This window comes from Paenibacillus sp. SEL1 (assembly GCF_054602535.1).
In genome coordinates this window covers 2,025,001-2,042,190 of the sequence record NZ_CM137723.1, presented here as the reverse complement: position 1 = coordinate 2,042,190, position 17,190 = coordinate 2,025,001, and the positions used below count along the sequence as shown (strand labels likewise).

Sequence of the window (17,190 nt, the reverse complement as noted above, 5' to 3'; positions counted from 1 at the left end):
ACGGACATCACAATCCTTCACTTTCAATTTGTGCCAGCGCCCCGGCAAATTCCTCGCGGCTGATCTGAAATACAGACAGCCGTTTATGTAGCTGCTTTCCGTTACAATAACCAATACCCAGCACATTCCCTAAGGCCATACGGCGTGCAGCAGCATTGGGATGGGTGATGAGTCCAGCATCAATCAGGTCCGCCCACTCAATCAGCGGGTCGGCGCCTTCCACTGTCGTATGGACCCGTGCAAGAGCGTGTCTGATCGCTTCTGGTGAGGCATTCTCCACGCCAATATCTCCTTTACGCGTCGCTTCTGCCTCGGGTATAAAGGCCTGCTTGCAGCCGGGTACCTTGGAAGCGATAATCTTACGGATGCGCTCCCCTGCATGATCGGGATCGGTTAAAATGATGACCCCCCGCCGCTCCTGCGCCAATGCAATTTTACGCAGCGTCATTTTATTAATGGCGGAGCCGCCAGTTTCTATCGTATCCGCTTCAACAGCGCGGCGAATGGCCACCGTATCATCCCGGCCCTCTACCACGATCACTTCCTTGATCATTTGCGTTTCCCTCCACTGCTACACAGCAAGCTATATTTATCTTTCCCTGCTTTTGAAAACAAAATAAGAAGAGGATATCCTCTTCTTAGCATGGCATAACTATGTTGTTAATACTATCGCATTGCCCTCAACATACACAACCTGTTTTAGTTGATTTCAGGCTTTACCGGTCCGATAACATATACGGTTTTACCGTGCTTACGACCAAATTGGTTGGCTCGGCTCAAACTCTCATAATACACATCGATTTTGTGGCCTTTAATCGCGCCACCGGTATCCTCCGCACGACGGAAGCCCACCCCTTCGATATACACCCACCAGCCGATTGGAATTACACTCGGATCGACCGCGATGGTGCGTCCTTCCGTGACACGTGCGCCGGATGCAGTACGTGTACCGATACCTGGCTCCTGTGAGGAATACGCCGTCATGGAGACATTTTGTAAAACTTTGCTATATTTAAAATTTACGCCTGCTTTACGGACAGCACTGCCCGAACTAACTGTTGTTGCCTTAACCGCATCATTGGGACCGACGGAAGCAGCAAGAACGACCGGTTTTTTCTTCGTTCCTACCGCAATGACCTTATCCACACGGTTCTGTGCAACTTCCTTGTTAACCAGCTGTTTGGATACCAATTTTCCATCATGATATACCTTTTGAACGTGCTGGACGACCACACCCGATTTGCCGCTTTGAATGACCCGATTATCGCCTTTATAAAGACTCGGATCGGCCGTTTTGATGACCTGATAAGGCACCTGTTTTTTCTGTTCGACCTGCTGTTTCTTCACACGGACGATTTTTATGTCCATGTTAGACGAAACAGAGGCATCCAACGCAGGATAAACTTTATCCGTTGATGATAATTTATAGCCCGAGGTACGAATGGCACCTTCTACTGTATTTTCTGTTGTGTACAGCTTTTTCGTCTCATTGCCTGAAGATACTTTAACCTGATTGGCACGTTTAATGACTACGCGATCGCCATCCTGTATTGCTCCATTTAGCGGCATGGAAACTGTATCATGCGGCTGAAGTGAAATGGAATGCTCGCTCAGCAAATCTTGAAGCTTGGATTCCCGGGTTTCTACCGCAGACGCCTTGCCATCAATGACAAAAAAGACTTGTTTTTTAGATTGCGTGTACATCAGAATTGAAATCATAATCGTTAGCGCGATTAGAAAAATAGCAACCAAAGCAGCCTGGCGCACATTCTCTTGCTTCCAACGCAATACGTAAGACATGCTGGATGAGCGTGACTCATGGGTATCCTTTTTTTGGAAAATGCCCATTTCCTCCGTCCTCCTTACATAGCCCGCCGTCTGGAGTAAGACATAGTTGAGATTTGACGTGACTATAACAGATTTTCTACAAGACAAGCCCAAACTACGACTGTCCTGCACCATGTACCCGTCTTCGCGGCATGCTGTCCTCCCCTGTTTAACCACAGTATGATGACAGATTTTCTTTTATTCACAACAAAAAAAGCCAGAGAAAGAGACTAGAGAGCTCTTTCGTGGCTTCCGGCATGTGTGAATATGCGGGAAAACTCATGCACGAGATGGCTTCTCTCTTGTTACGCTTACGGGGTTAGCTGTCGGGTTCGGACGTAGAGAGTCGCCCTAGCTTGGGTCAACCGCTCATGGCGGTCGCCTTCACATTCACCCCGAAGACCCAGAAAGAAATCGAAATACGGCTCCTCCACCTGTTCAATCCCATCCGGGAAAAGAATTTAGGTCGAGCCGGCTGGCGGAAGAGACGTTCCCTTCTTGCACATACGCCGGACGTACTGTAAGCCATATCGGTTCCCCCGTTCCCTGTAAAAGGGACTCAGCGAGACTGGTTCATGAAATGACTTGTTGATGTTTACATTCAAACAACAATTCACTGAAAAGATGATATCCTGTTTCTATGCATGTTGTAAAGCAGGTTTCAAGTACATTTTTTAAAATATTCGGTTAAAATATTGTAATATTCTCGAGTTTCCTGCAACAAATTCATGATTAGCTTCGTCTATCTCTTTATTTTGATCGATTTCTTCACTTTTTCATTGAATGTCAAATCGTTCCAGGGCATTTCGGGTCGTTATTGACACTAATTCCTCCACTGTAATCCCTTTGATTTGGGCTGCAGCCTCTGCTACCAGTCTCACATGTGCAGACTCATTTCGCTTCCCACGAAACGGATGAGGCGTCAGATAGGGAGCATCAGTTTCAATGAGCAGACGGTCCAGCGGCACCTGTGCGAGCACCTCTTTTGGCTGCTTGGCATTTTTGAACGTTATTGGACCACCGAAGGAAAGGTGAAATCCCATATCCAGCACCATTTTGGCTGTCTCCCAGCTACCCGAAAAGGAGTGCATGACTCCACCAATCTCACTCGCTTTTTCCTCGCGCAAAATCTTAACAATATCTTCATGTGCATCCCGGTTATGAATAACAATAGGCATCTTGAGCTCACGAGCCAGACCAATTTGATTTCGAAACACCCGATGCTGCACATCCTTCGGTGATGTATCCCAATAATAATCCAGACCGATCTCCCCGATGGCTACAACCTTTTTATGACTGCATAACGATGCAATCCATTCTAGATCGCCCTCCTGCATTGTAATAGCATCCTGTGGGTGCCATCCAACTGCCGCATAAATAAAATCATACGTCTCGGCCAATTTCATGGTGGATGGAATGGTCTCACGATTAAATCCGATATTGATCATCCGCGTTACTCCTGATTCGACAGCACGTGCTATAACTTCTTCACGATCTTCGTCAAATTGTGGCGCATCCAAGTGAGTATGAGTGTCGAATAAATCCAAGGTTTACATCTCCTTTTTTTACTTACATTTCTATATAGTTGTCTATTCTTTGACAAAATAATTCCTTATTTCGGCAGGAATCCTGTCTTTTACCGCGTTCAATTTATTCTGGGGAAAATACATATGATATTTCCCTCGGTGAATACCACTTATTGAGCGCACAATTTCCGAAACTTCGGATATTTCACTCACCTCGCCCTGACGTCCAAGCAGTAAAATCTGGTTGTCCGTCGAGCCACCCTGCCGAAACACATCATAAGGAAGATCTGTCGGAAAATCAATTTCAAAATCATATTCAGGGTGCAAACCAGCCTCTTTCAAAGCTTCTCGAATACTGTCAATGGTATCTGTATCCATATTTTCAATCTCTACATATTTATACAATCTACGGTCCATAAACCGGCTGCTCAAATCACTTAAAATCTCGTCCTTTTCTCGTTTCCACTGGCTAAATACGGTCTGGATTAATGACTCGTCGAGCATCAGATATTGCTCTACTGTAAGATCTCCCTTCAACAGATCCGGCAACGGGTTCAGCAGAAATCCAAACTCATATCCGTTTTTAAACAATTCCTTTGCTCGCTTGAAAATTTTACGTAAAAGGATTTCCGAGCTGCGTGTTACAGGATGAAAATAAATTTGCCAATACATCTGGTAGCGTGACATTAAATAATCTTCTACTGCATGCATACCTGATTCCTTCACAACAATTCTCCCATTATGAGGACGCAGCAGTCGTAAAATACGATCCAAATCAATCGTGCCGTAGTTGACACCTGTCGAGTGAGCATCCCGCAACAAATAATCCATACGATCGGCATCTAGTGGACTGGTTACCAGGTTGACAACAATCGGTTTATCATACGTTTTGGCTATAACCGCAGCCACCTTTTGTGGAAGCTTCTCGTCGACTTGCTGTAGCACGGCGTTGATCTCCGTGTCTCCCAGTACAATGCGGCATGTCCAATCCTCATGGTTCATATGAAAGGCTTCCTCAATTGAATGAGAAAATGGGCCGTGCCCCACATCATGCAATAGAGCTGCACACAGAGCAACCAGCCTTTCCTCCTTCGGCCAATCCGGGAAATCTCCACGTTCAAATTGAGAAATAATACTTCTCGTAATCTCATATACGCCCAATGAGTGTGAAAACCGGCTATGCTCCGCTCCATGAAACGTAAGATACGACGTTCCTAACTGCCGTATTCGCCGTAAACGTTGGAACTCCGGCGTGTTGATTAACCGCCATATCACAGTATCCTGAACATGGATGTAATTATGTACCGGGTCTTTAAAAACTTTTTCTTCACTAAGTGGCTGGTGCAAGATATCAGCTCCTTTAATATTCGGAATAATGGATTAAAATACAATAAAATCCTAAATGGTTTCCCTCATTCGACATTCTTTGTCGTAATATGTCGAATTATAGTTTTTCGACATTTCCAAATCGACAAACTGAATAAATCATCAATGAGATAAGGCAATACACACAAGTAAAGCTCTTTAATCTAAATACTTTTGCATAATCAGACTGTTACTACATTTTTAAGGTTGACTGTTTTGGGAATCGTTGGTATAGTAAATATCAGAAAAGAGAAAATTTTGTCGAATCATGACACTTATATTATTTTAAACGGCGAGAGGAGCCTGACTTATTATGATGAAATCCACTGGTATTGTAAGAAAAGTTGACGAGCTCGGACGTGTTGTTATTCCAATCGAATTGCGCCGTACCCTGGGAATCGGAGAGAAAGACGCTTTGGAAATTTATGTTGATGGCGAACGCATCATGCTTAAAAAATACGAGCCAGCTTGTATCTTCTGCGGCAATGCTGAGAACGTAATTTACTTCAAAGGAAAAATTGTTTGCCAAGATTGCATTTCTGAAATCCCAACACCTGTGACAAACTGAGAATTTTAGTATATAATAGACTTATCAGATATTGTTAATTCTAACCTTTTTCATATATACTCCTTGTTGCCTTCCACGGTTTGAACCCAACCGTTGGAAGGCCCTTTTTTGTTTAGGCAGATATTCATAAGAGTGCGTTGTAAACATCTCTCTTGGAGATTGAACGATCTGTGGCTGTACGCTTCATTGCATCCTTGCGTGTGAGTCCCTCTGCCTCATAATGTGCGACGTGGGACTGCAAAGATAAAGACTGCCACCATGCCTGACGTTCCTGTTCCTCTTCCTCTTCGTCTTTCCCTTCAACCACCAGACAATATTCACCAATCGGCGGATTCTCCTCTAGTTTAGCAAGGCATTGCTCCACGGTTCCCCGCACCCATTCCTCATGCAGCTTGGTCAGCTCACGCGCAAGCACCACTTTGCGTGAACCTAATGTTTCCTTCAACACCATCAATGTCTTCACAATACGATGAGGCGATTCATAAAAAATAATTGTGCCGTGAGATACCTGAAACGATAGCAACAGCTTCTCTAGGTCCTTTTTCTCCCGTGGTGGAAAGCCAGCGAAGGTGAACCTTTCTGTATCCAGTCCTGAGGCAATTAAAGCCGATAGTGCCGCATTTGCTCCTGGGATAGGAATGACGCTAATCTCCGCTTCCAGTGCCAGTTTGACCAGATCCGAACCAGGGTCAGAAATGGCTGGTAGACCTGCATCGCTAACCAGTGCCAAATTTTTTCCTTCTATTATATAACGTATCAGTTCAGGCCCACTGGCAGCCTTATTATGTTCATGATAACTGAAGAGCATATCCGGTGTAATTTCGAAATGAGTGAGCAGTTTGCGTGTCTGCCGTGTATCTTCAGCAGCGATAATACTACATGATTTTAAGGTGTTAATCGCCCTAAAGGTCATATCGTCCAGATTTCCAATAGGTGTCGCAACAAGATACAACTTTCCCCGTTCTTCTTCGCTGGTACTAAAGCTTTTTTGTACAGCTGCTTTCACACAGAATCCCCCTTGCTTACTTCTCCATAGATATCTCTTATTTCCTGAGTATAATTCCCATTTTCCTGATATACAATGAGCGGAGGCAACAAACGAACCTCCGGTTTACCGTCACGTAATGCTTCAACTAGGACCATATTGGCTTCCATATGAACTCTTGGGTGAACAAAACGTATTCGTTTGGGTTCCAAACTATGTTTACGCATCAAGGTTATAATCTCACCCAGCCGCTGCGGGCGATGAACCATAGATACCTTTCCCCCATTACGTACAAGCCGGGTGGATGCCTGAATGACTTCTTCGAGTGTGCAGTTCACTTCATGACGGGCAATTGCTTGGTGAGGATTCAGCTTGATATCGCTACCATTTAGCGGCATATAGGGGGGATTCACGGTAATCGCATCATAAACACCATGTCCCGTGGTGTGAACCAGCTCACGTAGGTCCCCTTCCCGAATCTGAATTGCTGCTTCTAATCCATTCAAGCTGACACTACGTCTAGCCATATCTGCCAAACGTGGTTGAATCTCAATTCCTTCAATAGACGCCTTTGTTCGTGTCGTTAGCAACAGCGGGACAACCCCATTGCCAGTACACAGATCCAAAATCTTTCCACGCTGCGGAATACCGGCAAAACGTGCCAGCAACACCGCGTCCATTGAGAAACTGAATACTTCATCACTTTGGATAATGCGCAAATTATGTGAAAGCAGATCATCAATTCGTTCAGACTTCTTTTCATTTTCGTACATAGTGCTCTCCCATCTTTTATAACCAAAATCGCTTTTCACTCATACTTCCTTACAAAAAAGCCGTAGGCATCTTGCTCCTACGGCTTGTTTTTATTTATTCAAAAATGACAGACAGAAGAGGCAATCGCCTTCCGTTCGCAAATGTCCGTAATACACGTTGCATATATGAAATCCTTCATGATACAGCCTCGCTAGATTGTCGTAGCCTTCGCCCACGACCTCACCCGTTTGCCCTTCATCCTTAATGACGATCGGAGGAGGAAGCTTCGGCTTGTTTGCCGTCTTTTCTTCTCCAGAGGTTTCACGTTTGAGCATCTTGCGCACCTGTTCGTTTTCAATCGTTAGTCGTTGATTTTCCTCCAGCAGCTCTTTTACTGCCAGTTTCAATTCACCCAGATCGCTATGCAACTGTCCCATTTGGGTTTCCATTTCGTGAATACGCGCAAAAACATTTAATTTATCCAAGTTTCCACCCCGAAGCAACCTAATGGTTTACTTGACGACTACATCGTCCATTGGAAGTTCCTTGACCTTACTGATCTCAAATAGTTGAACATGCACCGTGCGATGACCTGCATTCACACCTACGACTTTACCTTCTCCCAAAGAGGTGATAACCATCTTACCCACCTGAGGTAGCTCTTCTCGCATGCTTTCGTAGTTATCATGTTCAAACTTGAGACAGCACATCAATCTCCCGCACAACCCGGAAATCTTCGTCGGATTCAGCGACAAACTCTGATCCTTCGCCATCTTAATAGATACCGGCTCAAAATCCCCCAGCCATGAGGAGCAACACAGAATACGTCCACAAGGTCCGATTCCGCCAAGCATTTTAGCCTCATCCCGTACGCCGATCTGCCGCAGCTCGATCCGTGTACGAAAAATACTGGCCAAGTCCTTTACAAGCTCTCGAAAATCCACCCGACCCTCTGCCGTAAAATAAAAAATGATCTTATTTCGGTCAAATGTAAATTCTACATCTACCAGCTTCATTTTAAGGCCATGGTCTTTAATTTTATTTAAACACGTGCCGAATGCATCCTTGGCCGCCAATTTATTCTCTTCTACAACAAGAGCGTCATCATCCCCAGCAATACGAATGACTTTTTTTAAGGGCAGGACAACATCCGAATCATTTACCTCTTTTTTGCCCACTACAACCTTGCCATATTCAATACCGCGCGCGGTCTCTACAATGACGCAGTTTTCTTTCTCCACTGGAAGATCCAGCGGATCAAAATAATAAGTCTTGCCCGCCTTCTTGAAACGGACACCCACTACACTATACAAAAATTAACCCCCTTGTATGCCACTAAACCTCATTTGAAGCCGACATTGTACGAATGGCCGCAATTGAAGTCTCACTGTCGCACAAACCGGGAACCTGGCGTCGCGGATTGTGCAGAGTGGAACAAGCGCGCCTTCCTGTTAGCCGGTGATAGAACCGCTTGTATCGGACAACCCAATCAGAAGCTGCTCCACGCATAATTGCCCGTTGACGTGAAAACGGAGCTTCTTCCTGCAATTCGCGGCCAAATCCATATAAGAGACCCATTGTTCCGTGCTGCGGGTGATTGCCAATTTGGAGACGGACTCCAAATGATCTATGAAAACAATGCTTTCGTGCCTTCCGTAACGGAAATGAAGCATATCCTTAAACCACAAATGAAACAGATGAAACAGAATATCCAGGTGTTCAGAAAGTCCAGTTTTAAAAATCTTCTGTTGAGCCAGAATAATAGACGAGCTCCCCCGACTCATGGACTCCTTCACTAATTGTAACACTACGTTTCTAATTTCTGCAAACCAATTCTGCTGGAGAATTTCTCTACATGATTCCAGTCCTGAAGCAATATGAACGACCGACCGGACAAGCCCTGCTGTATAGCCTTCCCCAATTAATGCCTGCATCATCACCTCCGGCTGTAAAGCGTGGAAAGGAACCTGCTGCGTCCGTGATTGAATCGTAGGCAGCAACGCCTGTCCATTTTCAGAAATGAGTATGCCGACCACTGGAATCTGGGGCTCCTCCAGAAATTTAAGTAGGCTATTAGCAGCTTGCACTGTCATGGTATCCGCCTGCCGAATGATATATACCTTCGGATTGGAGCTTTCAGATTTGTAAGAAAATATACGTTGAAGCCCACGAATCTGATCAATTTTAATCGTAGCTCCATCCGGCTCTACAATATGCAAATCTGGATGATTCCCGTGCTCTACCTTGCGGCATGACAAACACTCCCCGCATGCATCATCCGTCTGTCGCTCACAAAATAAAGCCTTAGCAAAGATCTGCGCCATGTTCATCTGCCCGCTTCCCGGCGGCCCGCTAAAAACATAGGCATGGTTGACTGTATGATTCCGTAGTGCACTCTGCAGCATTTTTTTGGCTACATCCTGGCCCATTATATGTTGAAAAGACATATTTCCTCACTTTCTCCACTGAAAACAACTGTGATCCATCGGCAAATCGTTGTTCTTCCAGGCATGTACATAGTCAAAAATAATCTGCCAGCATGATCAGCAAGCAGATTATTTCTTCGTGGCAACAGCCCGTCTGTATTCATTTATAACATAAGTCTGCATTAAAATGAGAGATTAATTAGCAATCCTCTGATCTCACCGACCCCTTGCAAAAGCTCAATCTTGCCTTGCTCGGTTTCGAGCAGCTCATCCGCCATTTTGAGCAACAGCTCATCCACTTCATCTATCAGCTTATAACGTTTGCTGCGTCCCCGGCGATCCCAGCCCTTCGTGTCCTTCATGGACACGCCTCGCCGAACGGTATCTTCCAAAAACCGTTTAACCAACATCTTATAGGCCTTCAGCTCACGAATCGTCATTGAACGTGCAAGACGATCTCCCTGCATTTGTATTTCCTTAAAGCGCCGATTCAATTCCTCCTGCGAAGCTTGCTCCCCATTTTGCTGCATAACGTCGGAGAAGCTCTTGGGCTGAATTGGCTTTGCACTCATTTCATTTGTAGACAATGTACTTTGTAAAGGGCGATAGCCCGGATTTATTTTCATATAAACCTGCTTTCTCCCCGGATGCTTCCACTTTCCCCCTTCATGAACAGTTCAATCTAGAACTCAGGGTTTCTTCGGCTTTCCGGGGACTGCGCTGTAGCGCTGCCGTTTTAGTGGATCTGCCCTCACTCTCATCATGTGAGAAGATACAGGCGATTCCCCTATCATATCGGCAGAATAGGCCCTATTGTGTAGATTCAGAAATGCTCGAAACGGTCTACAGGCATCACGAATACCGTCGCTCCACCCACCTGGACTTCAACAGGCAACGGTAAATAGGAATCCGTCGTCCCGCTCATAGGGGTAACGGGTGTGACCAGCTGTTCACGAACCTTGCAACTGCTGCGAATGACGTTCATTAATGAGTCCACCTGATTGTCATCAACACCGATCATAAATGTCGTATTACCAGCACGCAGAAATCCTCCTGTGCTCGCCAATTTAGTAGCACGGAAATTAGCTTTCACCAGTCCGCTGGATAATCTGTTACTGTCCTTATCCTGTACAATCGCAATAATCAGCTTCATCCTGTATTCCTCCTTCAAGTCATATTAGAGACAACCTTGTCCCTAGCTCAATTTTACCGTATAACCTTCGACAATTATATGCTAAAATTCTGAACAAACCGCTTTTTCAGCAAATCCTTCAATACTTGCTCCACCTGCTCTGGCGCCGGAGATGCATCAACAATTGTAATTCGCTCCGGAAATTTGCGAGCCAACTCCAAATATGCCTCTCGCACCTTATGGTGAAACGATATACTCTCCATGTCGAGGCGGTCCATTTCTGCTCCTCGTGACGCATTAATTCTTGCCAATCCCAATTCGGGCTCAATATCCAGATAAAATGTGGCATCCGGCTCCCAATCATCCACTGCGAAGCGATTAATTGAAGCTACCTCTTCAATTCCGATCCCTCTTGCAAATCCTTGATAGACCAAGCTACTATCCACAAAACGATCACATAATACGATAGCTCCCTGTTCAATAGCCGGCTTTACCTTCTCCACCAAATGCTGACGCCGCGCCGCCGCGTATAAAAGTGCCTCTGTTCGAGCATCCATACTGGTATGAGCAGGGTCCAAAATGATAGAACGAATCTTTTCGGAAATTTCGATGCCACCCGGCTCCCTCGTCGTGATGACTGGATAGCCTTCTCTCTCCATAAACTTCGCCAGCCGTTGAATCATAGTTGTTTTACCGGAGCCGTCTCCCCCCTCCAGTGTGATAAAAATGCCTTTCCGATTCATGTTATTCCCTGCTTTCCTGCCTGAAAAATAAAAGTCACCCATAGGCTACGTATGCTTCTTTTATTCAGTCTTCTGTATTTGTTAAGTCTCTAGTATCTAATCTTTATTGTAAACGGAATACCCGAATTGTAAGCATACTTTCATCTGCTACCCCGTGCCACTTGGCTCCCAGCTCACGTAGACGACTCATCCGCAATGCAACCGCTTCTGTGATCGTTTCTCCTGCATATAGCAGTGGAATACCTGGAGGATACGGGATAATCATTTCAGCCGCTACCCTGCCAGCGGATTCGTCTACAGGCACGGTCTCCATCTGATCCGGGCTAATCGGTCGAAGCCCAAACGGCACCGGACTAGAGTATCCCTTCATTCTATCATTGTTCCACGTGGAAAAATCTAATTCGAATCTTTGCTGCTCTTTTTCCGTTGACCCCGGCTCACCAGCCGTCTCCTTAAATCTTATATCGTTATCTATATGCACAAGAGCCTGCAACAGGTGACTCGCATCCTTAGCCGTAGAGCCTAACGTAAACAATAAAACAACATGTTTTTCGTCGCTCATCTCTGGAACACATCCGTAAGTCTCCAACTCATGCTTGAGTCCAAACCCATCCAGTATACCCCATGTATCATACAGCACCAATTTAAAAGGATCCTGGGTTGAATATCCGCTTATTCCCTCATCAGCCCTTTCTAGGACCTCAGAGATTCCCCTGTGAGCGTATTCTCCCTCTAGTGCCTGCTGTGTAGGTTCTAGCAAGCGAAAGCGTGGGAGCTGCTCCAGGCCCTTTCTAAAAGCATCTGCCGCCGCTAAGCCCACTGTAAAAGCATCTGTTCCATACGCCTCTATATACCATCTTGCCAAATCCAGTGAAGCCATTAACGGATAAGAAGGGCTAGAGCTTTGCACCATCGCCAAACGCTGACGAAGCAGTTCCCGATGGATTCTCTCTCCCTGCACATGTAACATGGCCCCCATGGTCATGGCTGGAAGCATTTTATGTGTCGACTGGACGACTACATCAGCCCCGCAGGATAGCGCAGAGGCTGGCAAACGAGGATGCAGCCCATAATGGGCACCATGTGCCTCATCTATCAATAGCGGCACATGGGCTGCATGACAGGCCTTAGCCGTTGCCTTCAGGTCATGCCCCATCCCATAGTAATTAGGTAGTGTAAGTAACACCCCTTTAGCCGAAGGATAGGCCTTCAGTGCAGCTTTTATTGTATCCGTCGTTGGGGCAACCGCCAGCCCGCTTAGTGTATCTATTTCCGGATCTAGGAATACCGCATTAGCCCCTGACAGCATGAGACCGTTCAGGACAGATTTGTGTACATTTCTCTGTACCAGCAGTAGATCTCCCGGCTCCGTACATACAGTTAAAATCATAGCCAAATTACCGACCGTGCTTCCTCCAATTAGCCAAAAGCTTTCTTCAGCACCAAAGCACTTTGCAGCCAGCTCTTGCCCTTCATGAATCACATCTTCTGGGTGATGCAAATCATCCAGTCCAGTAATTTCTGTCGCATCAATAGACATCACTTCTTGCAACAGAGATGCAATATTTTCATGCTCATATACTTGTCCATTTTTATGACCGGGTACATGGAAAGAAGCATTGCCCTGAGTCCGGTAACGTATTAGAGCTTCCATTAATGGTGCATGTACCGCCTTTTTCCTCATCATCCTGCAATCCTTCCAAACAAAGCTTTATATCTACCTTATTTTATCGTAAAATCAAGCGGAATCCTACTTTTACTCACAGAAAAAAAGGCCCGTATCGACAGACCTTGGAATGCCAATCCTTCAAAGACTAATTAGCAAAGGATATTATGCATTTTTCTGTACCCAGATTTGCTTTAGTTGATCAATAAAAAAATGATATTTGGCATCAGTTGCATCCGTGTGCACCATTTCAGCTTCACACGTATCACAGATAAACTCGGAAACGATAAAAATGCCTTCATGCTTGTGCTGCCCGCATATAATACAGCGGTGGCCGCCTTGATCATGCATATCCATCCCACCTTGTTTCTTTTACTATTAGTATGGGGCACTTTCTACTATTTTAAACCTTTTCATAGCCCAGTTCGACGATATACTCTATATATATTCCATCTGGGCCATTATGGTGTTTGTACCCCGTATGTTTAAAAAACAGCCGTCTATGCCGATATAATAAGAAAAGCTCTTATGTATGGATACCCTTTCATCGGAGCCCTTGAACACTTCATCAGTGATAGCTTTTCCAGTAATTATAGAGTAGGCTAGCTAACACCGGATGTCGATCATTCTGTACTTCTACAAAAACGATTAAATGCTTATTTAAAGCGGCATGAGCGAAGTACCGTCCCTTTTTCCGGCTGTGGACGGGAAGCCACTTGTGATGCAGTAGATTAATGAAAGGACTGTTCGCATGACAGAGGAAACCGGAACCAAAGCTACCTACTATCACTACAAGCTCATTAAAAAAATCAGTATACCGCGTCAACTAATATGGAGTCATATCACACTGCCTGTTATTATGCTTCTCTTTCTGCTTCTTGCCTTTTCCTGGACTAGCGTGTTTTTGTTTGCTCTTGCCTTTTTCCTAACCTTATGGGTACACTTCGTAATCTCACGATCTGTCCTATACATCGGTGGCGGAACATCCTTCCGCAAACGCTGGGCATTCCACCGTAAATTACCTTGGCTAGGCTATATGACAGACCAGTACATAGGCTATAGCATCTTTCGCCGTGTGCACATACATACCCTCTGGATCGGTATCTGCTTATCAGCCGTATTCATTCTCTGGTCTCCACCAGCCTTTACTGTATCCTTACTCTTCTGGCATCTATGGCTTATTGCACCGCGTCTATACATCCTCAGTCGGCTTACCGGCGAGAGAAAAGATGGCATGTTAAAGTTCACCGATGAAGATGCCTCATATTATCAACAGTAAATTTAACCACTCATTATCCGTACTGATAGAAAACTCAGGTCTGAACTAACCTATCAACGATCTAGACTGAAGCAATAAAAAAAGGAGCAACCTCAAACGGTTACTCCTTTTTTTGTAACTTAACAATTAAAATCGCTTCATTCTCTTATCAAGTAAATTTTCCTCATCGTTATCCTTGTTATTCATGTAGAGCATTTGATCAACATGCAAATATATAAAAGTAAGCCACTCCCTACTCAACGGCAGTTCTGAGTGCTTCCCCATATCCGATCTCTTCATTCTTCATTATACACAGCATACAATACGCTATGAGTTTACTATAAATATGATCTACAATAAATCCTATGCTGCTTACTCGGTTGGAAACCGTGTCCCTAATTAAGATCCACGCTTTTGCTCTTCACAACAGCCTTTCTGTCTTTTGGAACCAATACAGTAAAAGAACCATCATGCACAGACAAATGCACCATATGCTTATTTTTCTGAAACACCTTCTGATTCGAGGTGGATAAATTCGGTTCCTCAGTCCAGCCCCAAGCTGCAATCTCTTCTAAATAAGGAGCAGGTAGACTATCACTTTCCTTCAACGCTGGCAGTGCATAGCGAACATAGTCCATGTCCGAATTACTGCTGGCCCGATCGGTTTTACTAGCTTCTTTAGGAACCGGAAACGTCTTCTCGTTGGCAGCACCCTCAAACGATGTCCAAGAAGGCTCCTCTTCCACGCACCCGGTAAGAATCGCGACAGCGACACTGAATAGCACCAATAGAGCAAGCCATTTATTTCGCCGCATGATCTTCCCTCCTTACCAGCCTGATTGACTATACAAAATCCTATGATGGAGTTTGCATAATTCTGCAATAATGCAGCGTGTGTGTATGGGATTCAATACCTATATTATACAGGGTTTACTCCTACATTCCGTAACAAAAATGTTACCTTCCTTTTGTAAGGATATTTCTAAAATATACGTATATGCAAAAAAAGAATCATAATCTCAACGAGATCATGATTCTCTTTACTTTTTGCTTGGCGACGTCCTACTCTCCCAGGACCCTGCGGTCCAAGTACCATCGGCGCTGGAGGGCTTAACGGTCGTGTTCGGGATGGGTACGTGTGGAACCCCTCCGCTATCGCCACCAAACATGAATTTACATCGTAAATTCTACATTCAAGGTTACACCCTGAAAACTGGATCCGAAACTCATTGCGTCTTATCTTAGGATAAGCCCTCGACCGATTAGTATTGGTCAGCTCCATGCATTACTGCACTTCCACCCCCAACCTATCTACCTCGTCGTCTTCAAGGGGTCTTACTAATTGGGAAATCTCATCTTGAGGGGGGCTTCACGCTTAGATGCTTTCAGCGCTTATCCCTTCCGTACATAGCTACCCAGCGGTGCTCCTGGCGGAACAACTGGTACACCAGCGGTACGTCCATCCCGGTCCTCTCGTACTAAGGACAGCTCCTCTCAAATTTCCTACGCCCACGACAGATAGGGACCGAACTGTCTCACGACGTTCTGAACCCAGCTCGCGTACCGCTTTAATGGGCGAACAGCCCAACCCTTGGGACCTACTTCAGCCCCAGGATGCGATGAGCCGACATCGAGGTGCCAAACCTCCCCGTCGATGTGGACTCTTGGGGGAGATAAGCCTGTTATCCCCAGGGTAGCTTTTATCCGTTGAGCGATGGCCCTTCCATGCGGTACCACCGGATCACTAAGCCCGACTTTCGTCCCTGCTCGACTTGTAGGTCTCGCAGTCAAGCTCCCTTCTGCCTTTGCACTCTTCGAATGATTTCCAACCATTCTGAGGGAACCTTGGGGCGCCTCCGTTACTCTTTAGGAGGCGACCGCCCCAGTCAAACTGCCCACCTGACACTGTCCTCGTACCGGTTTACGGTACCAAGTTAGAACCTAGATACGATCAGGGTGGTATCCCAAGGATGCCTCCTCTCAAGCTGGCGCTCAAAGTTCTACGGCTCCCACCTATCCTGTACAGATCGTACCCAAATTCAATATCAAGCTGCAGTAAAGCTCCATGGGGTCTTTCCGTCTTGTCGCGGGTAACCTGCATCTTCACAGGTATTAAAATTTCACCGGATCTCTCGTTGAGACAGCGCCCAAGTCGTTACGCCATTCGTGCGGGTCAGAATTTACCTGACAAGGAATTTCGCTACCTTAGGACCGTTATAGTTACGGCCGCCGTTTACTGGGGCTTCGGTTCATAGCTTCGCTCTTGCGAGCTTACCACTCCCCTTAACCTTCCAGCACCGGGCAGGCGTCAGCCCGTATACTTCGCCTTGCGGCTTCGCACAGACCTGTGTTTTTGCTAAACAGTCGCTTGGGCCTTTTCACTGCGGCCCCCTCGGGCTATTCACCCTACCGAGGCACCCCTTCTCCCGAAGTTACGGGGTCATTTTGCCGAGTTCCTTAACGAGAGTTCTTCCGCGCGCCTTAGAATTCTCTTCTCGCCTACCTGTGTCGGTTTGCGGTACGGGCACCTTCTCCTGGCTAGAGGCTTTTCTTGGCAGTCTGAGATCATGACCTTCGCTACTACAATTTTCGCTCCCCATCACAGCCCAGCCTTAACGATGTGCGGATTTGCCTACACATCAGCCTCACTGCTTAGACGGACATCCATCAGTCCGCGTCACTACCCTACTGCGTCACCCCATCGCTCATAACGGATTACGGTGGTACAGGAATTTCGACCTGTTGTCCTTCGACTACGCCTATCGGCCTCGCCTTAGGTCCCGACTTACCCTGAGCGGACGAACCTTCCTCAGGAACCCTTAGGCTTTCGGCGGATCTGATTCTCACAGATCTTTTCGTTACTCATACCGGCATTCTCACTTGAATGCAGTCCAGCGCTCCTTACGGTACACCTTCAACCCGCATTCAACGCTCCCCTACC

At 45.9% G+C, this 17,190-nt stretch carries 17 protein-coding genes, 2 rRNA genes and 1 riboswitch (1 of these 20 only partly in view); of the genes, 2 read left to right on the top strand and 17 right to left on the bottom strand.

Features of this window, described 5'->3' with window-relative positions; genetic code table 11:
- Positions 1 to 7: 7 nt before the first annotated feature.
- The 4 genes from rnmV to ACYCSE_RS09405 all read right to left on the bottom strand — a co-directional run bounded on the left by rnmV (position 8) and on the right by ACYCSE_RS09405 (position 4,700).
- Complete coding sequence (gene rnmV / locus ACYCSE_RS09420) at positions 8 to 553, bottom strand: ribonuclease M5 (RefSeq protein ID WP_013308117.1); 546 nt, start codon at positions 551 to 553, stop codon at positions 8 to 10.
- 146 nt (positions 554 to 699) lie between these two features.
- Complete coding sequence (locus ACYCSE_RS09415) at positions 700 to 1,848, bottom strand: 3D domain-containing protein (RefSeq protein WP_023986430.1); 1,149 nt, start codon at positions 1,846 to 1,848, stop codon at positions 700 to 702.
- Positions 1,849 to 2,119: 271 nt separating this feature from the next.
- Positions 2,120 to 2,402, bottom strand: a riboswitch (cyclic di-AMP (ydaO/yuaA leader).
- A 201-nt stretch (positions 2,403 to 2,603) separates the two neighbouring features.
- Entirely contained in the window at positions 2,604 to 3,374 is a 771-nt protein-coding gene (locus tag ACYCSE_RS09410; protein WP_013308115.1) for a TatD family hydrolase, read from the bottom strand.
- Positions 3,375 to 3,416: 42 nt separating this feature from the next.
- Positions 3,417 to 4,700, bottom strand: coding sequence for an HD domain-containing protein (locus tag ACYCSE_RS09405; protein ID WP_459702108.1), 1,284 nt, complete (start codon positions 4,698 to 4,700; stop codon positions 3,417 to 3,419).
- Positions 4,701 to 5,031: 331 nt separating this feature from the next.
- On the opposite strand from ACYCSE_RS09405, the gene ACYCSE_RS09400 reads away from it, so the two are divergent.
- Positions 5,032 to 5,286, top strand: a complete 255-nt coding sequence (locus ACYCSE_RS09400) for an AbrB/MazE/SpoVT family DNA-binding domain-containing protein (RefSeq protein ID WP_007428005.1) — start codon at positions 5,032 to 5,034, stop codon at positions 5,284 to 5,286.
- Between the two features lie 124 nt (positions 5,287 to 5,410).
- Here ACYCSE_RS09400 and rsmI read toward each other — a convergent pair whose 3' ends face one another.
- The 10 genes from rsmI to ACYCSE_RS09350 all read right to left on the bottom strand — a co-directional run bounded on the left by rsmI (position 5,411) and on the right by ACYCSE_RS09350 (position 13,342).
- Complete coding sequence (rsmI, locus tag ACYCSE_RS09395; protein WP_459702107.1) at positions 5,411 to 6,292, bottom strand: 16S rRNA (cytidine(1402)-2'-O)-methyltransferase; 882 nt, start codon at positions 6,290 to 6,292, stop codon at positions 5,411 to 5,413.
- Positions 6,289 to 7,044 carry a tRNA1(Val) (adenine(37)-N6)-methyltransferase gene (locus ACYCSE_RS09390; protein WP_254327482.1) on the bottom strand — a complete coding sequence of 252 codons (756 nt, stop codon included), beginning with the start codon at positions 7,042 to 7,044 and terminating at the stop codon, positions 6,289 to 6,291. The genes rsmI and ACYCSE_RS09390 overlap by 4 nt, the downstream gene beginning before the upstream one ends.
- Positions 7,045 to 7,134: 90 nt before the next feature.
- A complete protein-coding gene (gene yabA / locus ACYCSE_RS09385) occupies positions 7,135 to 7,509 on the bottom strand; it encodes a DNA replication initiation control protein YabA (RefSeq protein WP_025722558.1) in 375 nt (124 codons plus the stop codon).
- Between the two features lie 27 nt (positions 7,510 to 7,536).
- Entirely contained in the window at positions 7,537 to 8,337 is an 801-nt protein-coding gene (locus ACYCSE_RS09380; protein ID WP_013308110.1) for a PSP1 domain-containing protein, read from the bottom strand.
- A gap of 138 nt (positions 8,338 to 8,475) precedes the next feature.
- A complete protein-coding gene (holB, locus tag ACYCSE_RS09375) occupies positions 8,476 to 9,471 on the bottom strand; it encodes a DNA polymerase III subunit delta' (protein ID WP_023986424.1) in 996 nt (331 codons plus the stop codon).
- Between the two features lie 161 nt (positions 9,472 to 9,632).
- Entirely contained in the window at positions 9,633 to 10,076 is a 444-nt protein-coding gene (locus ACYCSE_RS09370; RefSeq protein WP_013308108.1) for a YaaR family protein, read from the bottom strand.
- A gap of 197 nt (positions 10,077 to 10,273) precedes the next feature.
- Positions 10,274 to 10,603 carry a cyclic-di-AMP receptor gene (locus ACYCSE_RS09365; protein ID WP_007427998.1) on the bottom strand — a complete coding sequence of 110 codons (330 nt, stop codon included), beginning with the start codon at positions 10,601 to 10,603 and terminating at the stop codon, positions 10,274 to 10,276.
- 74 nt (positions 10,604 to 10,677) lie between these two features.
- Positions 10,678 to 11,325, bottom strand: a complete 648-nt coding sequence (tmk, locus tag ACYCSE_RS09360; RefSeq protein WP_348621089.1) for a dTMP kinase — start codon at positions 11,323 to 11,325, stop codon at positions 10,678 to 10,680.
- A gap of 103 nt (positions 11,326 to 11,428) precedes the next feature.
- Positions 11,429 to 13,012 (bottom strand): aminotransferase class I/II-fold pyridoxal phosphate-dependent enzyme, encoded by a 1,584-nt coding sequence (locus tag ACYCSE_RS09355; RefSeq protein WP_459702106.1) that lies wholly within the window; start codon positions 13,010 to 13,012, stop codon positions 11,429 to 11,431.
- A 144-nt stretch (positions 13,013 to 13,156) separates the two neighbouring features.
- Complete coding sequence (locus tag ACYCSE_RS09350) at positions 13,157 to 13,342, bottom strand: sigma factor G inhibitor Gin (RefSeq protein ID WP_023986422.1); 186 nt, start codon at positions 13,340 to 13,342, stop codon at positions 13,157 to 13,159.
- A gap of 400 nt (positions 13,343 to 13,742) precedes the next feature.
- On the opposite strand from ACYCSE_RS09350, the gene ACYCSE_RS09345 reads away from it, so the two are divergent.
- Complete coding sequence (locus ACYCSE_RS09345) at positions 13,743 to 14,270, top strand: hypothetical protein (RefSeq protein WP_061831832.1); 528 nt, start codon at positions 13,743 to 13,745, stop codon at positions 14,268 to 14,270.
- A gap of 374 nt (positions 14,271 to 14,644) precedes the next feature.
- Here ACYCSE_RS09345 and ACYCSE_RS09340 read toward each other — a convergent pair whose 3' ends face one another.
- The 3 genes from ACYCSE_RS09340 to ACYCSE_RS09330 all read right to left on the bottom strand — a co-directional run.
- A complete protein-coding gene (locus ACYCSE_RS09340) occupies positions 14,645 to 15,064 on the bottom strand; it encodes a hypothetical protein (RefSeq protein WP_013308104.1) in 420 nt (139 codons plus the stop codon).
- 234 nt (positions 15,065 to 15,298) lie between these two features.
- Positions 15,299 to 15,415: ribosomal RNA gene (gene rrf, locus ACYCSE_RS09335) — 5S ribosomal RNA — on the bottom strand.
- Positions 15,416 to 15,491: 76 nt separating this feature from the next.
- A 23S ribosomal RNA gene (locus ACYCSE_RS09330) occupies positions 15,492 to 17,190 on the bottom strand (it continues 1,229 nt past the right edge of the window).